The sequence below is a fragment of the Vibrio sp. 03_296 genome (genome assembly GCF_002265885.1).
Map to the genome: position 1 here is coordinate 1 of NZ_NPKW01000810.1, position 1,963 is coordinate 1,963.

General features: G+C 48.0%; 3 pseudogenes. All 3 read left to right on the forward strand.

Annotated features, from left to right (window positions below):
• A pseudogene (locus CIK04_RS28055) lies at positions 1-522 on the forward strand (AAA family ATPase); the annotation flags it as partial.
• A 12-nt stretch (positions 523-534) separates the two neighbouring features.
• Positions 535-1,267: pseudogene (gene cpaB / locus CIK04_RS28060) on the forward strand (Flp pilus assembly protein CpaB).
• Between the two features lie 3 nt (positions 1,268-1,270).
• Positions 1,271-1,892 (forward strand): annotated as a pseudogene (locus CIK04_RS28065) (pilus assembly protein N-terminal domain-containing protein); the annotation flags it as partial.
• Positions 1,893-1,963 lie beyond the last annotated feature (71 nt).

The following is a 1,963-nucleotide window of genomic DNA, read 5'->3' on the forward strand; positions in this document are numbered from 1 at the left end:
CACTGCAAATGATGGCCAATAATGGCATCTTCATTATCGATGACTTGGGCCGTCAACCCATGCCGGTGGCGACACTGCTCAACCGCTGGATTGTGCCGATGGAGTATTTCTATGATTACCTCTCTTTGCCGAATGGCCAACAAATCACCATTCCTTTTATTCYCACGTTGGCGTTTTCAACCAACTTAGATCCAGAAAAAATCAGTGACCCCGCGTTCTTGCGCCGTTTAGGTTACAAGATCCAGTTCCAGCCGCTTATGAAAGATGAGTACCAAGAGCTATGGCAAATCATGGCGCGACGGAAATCGCTATCACTTGAGCSGGKTGTTTGACCGATTAACCGAACTGCATGAGCAACATAGTGTTGGCACTATTATCCTTGTTTGCCAAAAGACATTGCAGGTATCATGCCGCGATATTGTTGCTTTTGAAGAGTCAGAGCCCGTCATCACTCGGCAAGTACTAGAAAGGGCTTGGGAAGTTTACTTTACCGCGGATGGTAAAGGCGGAGGTGCACGATGAGTCGTAGTCCAAATTAYTTTACTGTTTTTACTCTCAATTTTATTTGGTTTGGCGGCCGTATTTTGTCAGCAGTGGATGGATAAGCAGCTGACGCCTCAACAAGATGTCGAAGTGGTTGAGCGAGAACCTGTGGTGATTGCGGCCATAGAAATTCCGGCTGGTAGTGTGATTGAGCCACAACATCTCACGACGAAACTGTTGGAAAAGTCGTGGCGTGAGCTCTCGCAATATACCGACCCTAAAGAGCTGGTGGGCAAATCGTGCTAGGAGCGATTTACCCTGGTGAAATCATCATAGAGCAACGTTTAACCGTGCCTGGTGAGGGCTCGACGCTTGCTGCGTTAATTCCAGAGAACAAACGAGCCATTACCATTCGCGTGAATGATGTGATTGGCGTGGCGGGTTTCTTGCTGCCGGGAAACCGTGTTGATGTACTCAATACGGTTTCTTATAGCAAAGGCTCGGCGAGCATAAAACGTGCTGAAGAACTCAAGGTATTAGCAGTGGACCAAACGGCCAGAACCAAAGAGAACAAGCCTATTATCGTTCGAGCGGTGACGTTGGAAGTCATCACCGGATCAGGCGGAAAAACTGTTGAGTGCCAAGAGCAAAGGTGAGATCCAACTTACCTTAGCGTAATCCACACGAGCCTGAGGAAAAAGTGGTTCGTCGTTATGTCGCCCCTAGTGTCACCATAATCAAAGGGACGGAGTCATCGAAGATTCAGGTAAAGAATAAGGTGTGACGCATGAAATTTGATTTAGTCTTTACGTTAGGCGTGCTGAGTGTCTTTACCGCTTACGGAGCGACACAAACGGGGAAAGTGGTCACGGTACCGCATCACAAATCGACGTTTGTTGCGTTGTCAGGTAAAGCAAAACGCGTCTCGCTTGGCGATCCTGAAGTGTTAGACATTGTGATGTTGAAATCCGATGAACTGTTCTTGATTGGCCGTAAGTTAGGCTCAACGAACCTAATGGCATGGGACAGCCGCGGGAACTTAATTGAATCGATCGATCAATATTGAAGTCACACACGATCTCAATAGCCTCAAGCAAAAGCTTTATGAGTTTTTGCCAGAGGAGCCGATTCAAGTCCACAGTGCGCAAAATCGCTTAATTTTGTAGTGGCATGGTCAGCACTCAAGAAAAAGAATGAACATCGCTCTGCGCGTGGCAGAAACCTACGCGGCGGGGCAACAAGCGGATGAAGCCACTGCCTCGTTAAACAGTCAGGTGGAAAAAAGTGGTGTGATCAACTTAATGACGATCGGCGGTGCCCAGCAGGTAATGCTAGAAGTGACTGTTGCAGAAGTGCAGCGCAGCTTGGTCAGACGTTTTGACTCTAACTTCCATTTTTTCGAAACAACGGCAGCTCTCATGGGGTGCAACTTCCGTCTGGCGGCATCATTGATGACATTGGGTGGTGGTGTTGGTCCCTA